4 protein-coding genes are annotated in these 6,771 nt (G+C 65.8%); 3 read left to right on the top strand and 1 reads right to left on the bottom strand.

Annotated elements, in window-relative coordinates:
* The coding region (locus AKL29_RS45460) for an MsnO8 family LLM class oxidoreductase (protein WP_244482373.1) at positions 1-639 on the bottom strand (639 nt) is incomplete at its 3' end.
* Positions 640-1,030: 391 nt separating this feature from the next.
* On the opposite strand from AKL29_RS45460, the gene metF reads away from it, so the two are divergent.
* The 3 genes from metF to maiA all read left to right on the top strand — a co-directional run bounded on the left by metF (position 1,031) and on the right by maiA (position 6,714).
* Positions 1,031-1,945 (top strand): methylenetetrahydrofolate reductase [NAD(P)H], encoded by a 915-nt coding sequence (gene metF, locus AKL29_RS24600; RefSeq protein ID WP_016840922.1) that lies wholly within the window; start codon positions 1,031-1,033, stop codon positions 1,943-1,945.
* A gap of 3 nt (positions 1,946-1,948) precedes the next feature.
* A complete protein-coding gene (gene metH, locus AKL29_RS24595) occupies positions 1,949-5,803 on the top strand; it encodes a methionine synthase (RefSeq protein ID WP_050385946.1) in 3,855 nt (1,284 codons plus the stop codon).
* A gap of 251 nt (positions 5,804-6,054) precedes the next feature.
* On the top strand, positions 6,055-6,714 hold the full coding sequence (gene maiA, locus AKL29_RS24590; RefSeq protein ID WP_050385945.1) for a maleylacetoacetate isomerase: 660 nt from the start codon (positions 6,055-6,057) through the stop codon (positions 6,712-6,714).
* The last annotated feature ends 57 nt before the right edge of the window (positions 6,715-6,771 follow it).

The raw sequence follows: 6,771 nt of genomic DNA, 5'->3' as shown, positions 1-6,771 counted from the left end.
CGACGGCTTGAAATGCGCGCGGTAGTTGGCCATCGCCGCAATTGCATCGTGAGTGGCAAAATGATGCGCGAATGCAAAGCCCATCCCGACCTGGGCCGCGAGCTCGGCGGAATAGTCGCTCGAGCCGAGCAGCCAGATCGGCGGCAGCGGCGAATCGTCCGGCATCGCCACCACATTGTTGTAGGGATGGCCGGGTGGGAAATCGCGCGTCTCCCACAAGGTCAGCTCGTGCAGCCGCTCGAGGAAATCATCGCCTTCGCGGCGATCGAGCCGGCTGCGCAGCGCATAGGCGGTGGCGCCGTCGGTGCCGGGCGCGCGGCCGAGGCCGAGATCGATGCGGCCGGGAAACAGTGCCTCCAGCATCTTGAAGCGCTCGGCGACGACGAGCGGCGCGTGGTTGGGCAGCATCACGCCGCCGGAGCCGACACGGATATGCGACGTCACCGCCGCGATCTGCCCGATCATCAGATCGGGCGCCGGACTCGCGACGGAAGCGAGGTTGTGGTGCTCAGCGAGCCAGTAGCGGATATAGCCGAGGCCATCGACATGGCGTGCCAGGTCGATGCTGTTGCGGAGCGCAACAGCCGGCCTGGTGCCGGTGGTGACGACGGACAGGTCGAGGACGGAGAGCGGAATCATGGCCGTCAACCTAGTGTGGCGCCAGGAGGCGACAAAGGCCCCGGCCGCGCAGACCAGTCCCGCGGCGGAACGCCGGCGCCGGCAGCCGTCGGCTTTGGGACGACATGCAATGACTCATCTTTTTACCACGCTACCCACAATCGATTTCGTTCTCCAATCAATTGCAAACAATCTACTTTATTAATATTTTTCAATATGTTAATGTCGTCTTCGGCGAAGTCGACGGACTGCCCACCGAACATACCGCATAGTCAATTTTTGCCGAATCTGCGCCACGAATGGGCAATTTCCCATATCCGATGGGCTGTTTGATCCAACGCGTTTGGCTTATCTTAGGGCCTTCATATCCAGGCCGGACGTCTGCCCTCCAGTTGCGGAGCCCTTGCGTATCATGACCGAGACCATTTCCTCCGTGCCGAACGCGCCGCGTGCGCCCAAGGCGCCGAAAATCTCCTTCGAGTTCTTCCCGCCGAAGACCGAGGAGATGGAGCGCAATCTCTGGGAGACCATCAATCGCCTGGCGCCGCTGACGCCGAACTTCGTCTCGGTCACCTACGGCGCCGGCGGCTCGACCCGCGAACGCACCCATTCGACCATCACCCGCATCCTGCGCGAGACCGATCTGCTGCCGGCCGCGCATCTGACCTGCGTCAGCGCCTCGCGCGGCGAGATCGACGACATCGTCGACCGCTACCATGAGGTCGGCGTCCGTCACATCGTCGCGCTGCGCGGCGATCCGCCCGGCGGCATCGGCACGCCCTATTTCACCCATCCGGACGGCTACCAGAGCTCGGCCGAGCTCGTCGCCGGGATCAAGAGGCGCCACGCCGACATCGAGATCTCGGTATCCGCCTATCCCGAGAAGCATCCGGAAGCGAAGGATTTCGACGCCGACATCGACACGCTGAAGGCCAAGGTCGACGCCGGCGCGACGCGCGCGATCACCCAGGTGTTCTTCGACAACGACCTGTACCACCGCTATGTCGACCGGGTGCGCGCGCGCGGCATCGAGATTCCGATCGTGCCGGGCATCATGCCGATGCACAATTTCAAGCAGGCGCGCAATTTCGTGACGCGCGCCGGCACCAGCGTGCCGGACTGGCTCGCCGAGAAGTTCGAGGGCCTCGACAACGACGCCGAGACCCGCAAGCTGGTTGCCGCCACCGTCGCCGCCGGCCAGGTGCAGAAGCTGTTCAAGCACGGCGTCGACACCTTCCACTTCTACACCATGAACCGCGCGGACCTCGTGTTCGCGATCAGCCACCTGCTCGGCATCCGGCCGAACGGTGCCCAGAAAGCTGCCTGACACATGTCCGTTCCCGTTTCCCCCAAGCGTAACGCTTTGCTCGCGGCTGCCCGCGAGCGCATCCTGGTGCTCGACGGCGCCATGGGCACGATGATCCAGGGCCTGCAGTTCGACGAAGCCGCGTTCCGCGGCGCGCGGTTCGCGGACTTCCACCGCGACATCAAGGGCAACAACGATCTGCTGATCCTGACCCAGCCCGATGCGATCACGGACATCCACGCCGCATATCTGCGCGCCGGCGCCGACATCGTCGCGACCAACACCTTCTCCTCGACCTCGATCGCGCAGGCCGACTACGACATGTCGGACCTCGCCTATGAGCTGAACCTGCAGGGCGCTCGGCTGGCGCGCACCGCCGCCGAGCGGGTGAGCGCCGAGGACGGCAAGCCGCGCTTTGTCGCCGGCGCGCTCGGCCCGACCAACCGCACCGCCTCGATCTCGCCCGACGTTTCCAATCCCGGCTATCGCGCGGTGACCTTCGACGATCTGCGCAAGGCTTACGGTGAACAGGCCAAGGGCCTGCTCGACGGCGGCGCCGACCTGCTGCTGGTCGAGACCATCTTCGACACGCTGAACGCCAAGGCGGCGCTGTACGCGATCTCCGAGATCATCGAGGAGCGCGGCATCGACGTGCCGGTGATGATTTCCGGCACCATCACCGACAAATCCGGCCGTCTGCTTTCCGGGCAATTGCCGGAGGCGTTTTGGCATTCGGTGCGGCACGCCAGGCCGATCACGATCGGCTTCAACTGCGCACTCGGCGCCGAAGATCTGCGCGCGCATATCGCCGATATCGGCCGCGTCGCCGACACGCTGGTCTGCGCATACCCGAACGCCGGCCTGCCCAACGAATTCGGCCAGTATGACGAGACGCCGGACTACATGGCGCGGCTGATCGGCGAGTTCGCCGCCGCCGGCCTCGTCAACATCGTCGGCGGCTGCTGCGGCACCACGCCCGACCATATCGCGGCGATCGCCAAGGCCGTCGCCCCGCACAAGCCGCGCGTGGTGCCCGAGATCGCGCCGCGGCTCAGGCTGTCCGGCCTCGAGCCGTTCACGCTGACCGACGCCATTCCGTTCGTGAATGTCGGCGAGCGCACCAACGTCACCGGCTCGGCGCGCTTCCGCAAGCTGATTACCGCCGGCGACTACACCGCCGCGCTGCAGGTCGCGCGCGACCAGGTCGAGAACGGCGCGCAGGTCATCGACGTCAACATGGACGAAGGCCTGCTCGATTCCGAAGCGGCGATGGTGACGTTCCTCAACCTCGTCGCCGCCGAGCCCGACATCGCGCGCGTGCCCGTGATGGTCGATTCCTCGAAGTTCCACGTCATCGAGGCCGGCCTGAAATGCATCCAGGGCAAGCCGATCGTGAACTCGATCTCGCTCAAGGAAGGCGAGGAGAAGTTCATCCATGAAGCGACCGTCGCCAAGCGCCACGGCGCCGCCGTGGTGGTGATGGCGTTCGACGAGACCGGCCAGGCCGACACGTTCAAGCGCAAGACCGAGATCAGCAAGCGCGCCTACGACATCCTGGTCGGCCGGCTCGACTTCCCGCCCGAGGACATCATCTTCGATCCGAATATTTTCGCGATCGCGACCGGCCTCGAAGAGCACAACAATTACGGCGTCGACTTCATCGAAGCGACGCGCTGGATCCGGGCGAACCTGCCCGGCGCCCACATCTCCGGCGGCGTCTCCAATTTGTCGTTCTCGTTCCGCGGCAACGAACCGGTGCGCGAGGCGATGCACTCGGTGTTCCTGTATCACGCCATCCATGCCGGCATGGACATGGGCATCGTCAATGCCGGGCAGATGATCGTCTATGACGACATCGACCCCGAGCTGCGCCAGACCTGCGAGGACGTGATCCTCAACCGCGACCCCGGCGCCTCCGAGCGGCTCTTGGCGCTGGCCGAGAAATTCCGCGGCAAGGAGAAGCAGACCAAGGAAGCCGATCTCGCCTGGCGCGAATGGCCGGTCGAGAAGCGACTGTCCCACGCGTTGGTGCACGGCATCACCGAGTTCATCGAGCAGGACACCGAGGCCGCCCGCCAGAACGCGTCCCGTCCGCTCGACGTCATCGAGGGCCCGCTGATGGCCGGCATGAACGTGGTCGGCGACCTGTTCGGCGACGGCAAGATGTTCCTGCCGCAGGTCGTGAAGTCGGCCCGTGTGATGAAGCAGGCCGTCGCCTATCTGATGCCGTTCATGGAGGAGGAGAAGGCCCGCAACCTCGCCAACGGCATCACCGGCGGCCGCAACGCCGCGGGCAAGATCGTGCTCGCGACGGTGAAGGGCGACGTCCACGACATCGGCAAGAACATCGTCGGCATCGTGCTCCAGTGCAACAATTTCGAGGTCATCGACCTCGGCGTCATGGTGCCCGCCAACAAGATCATCGAGACCGCGAAGGCCGAGGGCGCCGACATCATCGGCCTGTCCGGCCTGATCACGCCCTCGCTAGACGAGATGAGCTTCCTCGCCGGCGAGCTGCAACGGCAGGGCATGAACCTGCCGCTTTTGATCGGCGGCGCCACCACGAGCCGCGTGCACACCGCCGTGAAGATCGACCCGAACTATCCGGGCGGCCCTGTCGTGCATGTCAATGACGCGAGCCGTGCCGTCGGCGTCGCGTCCTCGCTGCTGTCCGCCGAGAAGAAGCAGGCCTACGCCGCCGAGGTGCGCGCCGAATACGCAAAAATCTCGACGGCGCATTTCCGCGCCCAGGCCGACAAGAAGCGGCTGAAGCTTGGTGAGGCCCGCGCCAACAAGGTCGCGATCGACTTTGCGGCGGCGCCGCCGAAGAAGCCGGCCTTCTTCGGGTTGAAGAGCTTCGACGCCTACGATCTTGCCGAGCTCGCCGACTACATCGACTGGACGCCGTTCTTCCAGACCTGGGAGCTGACCGGCCGCTTCCCGGCGATCCTCGACGACCCCAAGGTCGGCGAGGTCGCCCGCTCGCTCTATGCCGACGCGCGCCAGATGCTGGACACCATCATCAAGGAGAAGTGGTTCACCGCCCGCGCCACCATCGGCTTCTGGCCGGCCAACGCAGTCGGCGACGACATCGAGGTCTATGCCGACGAGAGCCGCGCCAGGAAGATCGCGACCTTCCACACCCTGCGCCAGCAACTCGAGAAGCGCGAGGGCCGCTTCAACGCCGCGCTGTCCGATTTCATCGCGCCTGTCGAGACCGGCGTGCCAGACTATATCGGCGGCTTCGTCGTCACTGCGGGGATCGGCGAGGATGCGGTCGCCGACCGCTTCAAGAACGCCAATGACGACTACTCCTCGATCCTGTGCAAGGCGCTGGCCGATCGTCTGGCCGAAGCTTTCGCCGAGCGCATGCACCAGCGCGTGCGCAAGGAATTCTGGGCCTACGCGCCCGACGAGACCTGGTCGGCGGACGAACTGATCCTCGAGAAATATGACGGCATCCGCCCGGCACCCGGCTATCCGGCGCAGCCCGACCACACCGAGAAGCGGACGCTGTTCGCGCTGCTCGACGCCGAGAACACCGCCGGCGTGAAGCTGACCGAGAGCTTTGCGATGTGGCCGGGCTCGTCGGTCTCTGGCCTGTACTTCTCGCATCCCGAAAGCTTCTACTTCGGCGTCGGCAAGATCGAGCGCGACCAGGTCGAGGACTACGCCGCGCGCAAGGCCATGACGGTCGCCGAGATCGAGCGCTGGCTGGCGCCGGTCTTGAACTACATCCCCTCGCAGGACGGCGCCAAGGGATCGGCGATCGCGCCCGCCGCGACGCCCGCCAACGACGCGGAGCTGGCCTCGCATCCGCAGGGCTGCACCTGCGCCGTGCATCTCGCCTGGCGCAAGAAGAAGGTGGGGGCTGGGTAGGCCTCACCAAGACTTGTCATCGCCGGGCTTGACCCGGCGATCCCGGATTTCGCTTGCGCTTCATCCGGGCTACGGGGCTGGGTAGACCTTTCTTCCCGTCTCGCCTTGTGGGAGAAGGTGTCGCGGACAAAATCCGCGGCGGATGAGGGCTCCCTATCCGCGGAGACAGACCCCTCACCCGTCCGCGATGCCTTGCATCGCGTCGACCCTCTCCCACAAGGGGAGAGGGGAAGAAATGCGGGGTGCACTCCATGCAATTCTTCTCCTTCTGGCGTTCGCTGGCGAGCTTTCGGGTGCGGATCGCGCTCAACCTCAAGGGCGTGGCCGCCGACGTCGTCTTCGTCGATCTCGATGCGGACGTGCATCGCACCGATGCCTATCGCAAGATCAACCCGCAGATGGCGCTGCCGGCGCTGGTGACCGACGACGGCACGGTGCTGTTCCAGTCGCTCGCGATCATCGACTGGCTCGACGAGACCTACCCGAGCCCGCCGCTGCTGCCGGCGGATGCGCTCGGCCGCGCCCGGGTGCGCGGGCTGGCGCTGATCGTCGCCTGCGAGGGCCATCCACTGCTGACGCCGCGGGTGCGGCGCTATCTCGACCGCGAGCTCGATCTGCGCGACAGCCAGCAGAACGCGTGGCGGCGGCACTGGACGGTCGAGACGCTGGCGGCGCTCGAGGGCCACCTCGCCGGCCACAAGGCGACCGGCCGGCTCTGTCACGGCGATGCGCCCACCCTTGCCGACATCTGCCTGGTCGGCCACGTCACGGCGGCGATCAACCAGCAGATCAGCCTGTCGCCCTGGCCGACCGTGAAGCGCATCCACGAGACCGCCATGGCGCTGCCGGCATTCGCCAAGGCGCATCCGTCCGCGCAGCCGGATACGCCGGAAGCGATGCGGGCGAAGTAGTTTGCAGACGCGCTGCAAGGGACAGGCAGAGGCGCAAACGTGTGCCGGGTTCTCTCG

The organism is Bradyrhizobium pachyrhizi, from assembly GCF_001189245.1.
Classification (GTDB): domain Bacteria; phylum Pseudomonadota; class Alphaproteobacteria; order Rhizobiales; family Xanthobacteraceae; genus Bradyrhizobium; species Bradyrhizobium pachyrhizi.
The sequence above is the reverse complement of the archived record's forward strand: the minus strand, read 5'-3'. Positions and strand labels throughout refer to the sequence as shown.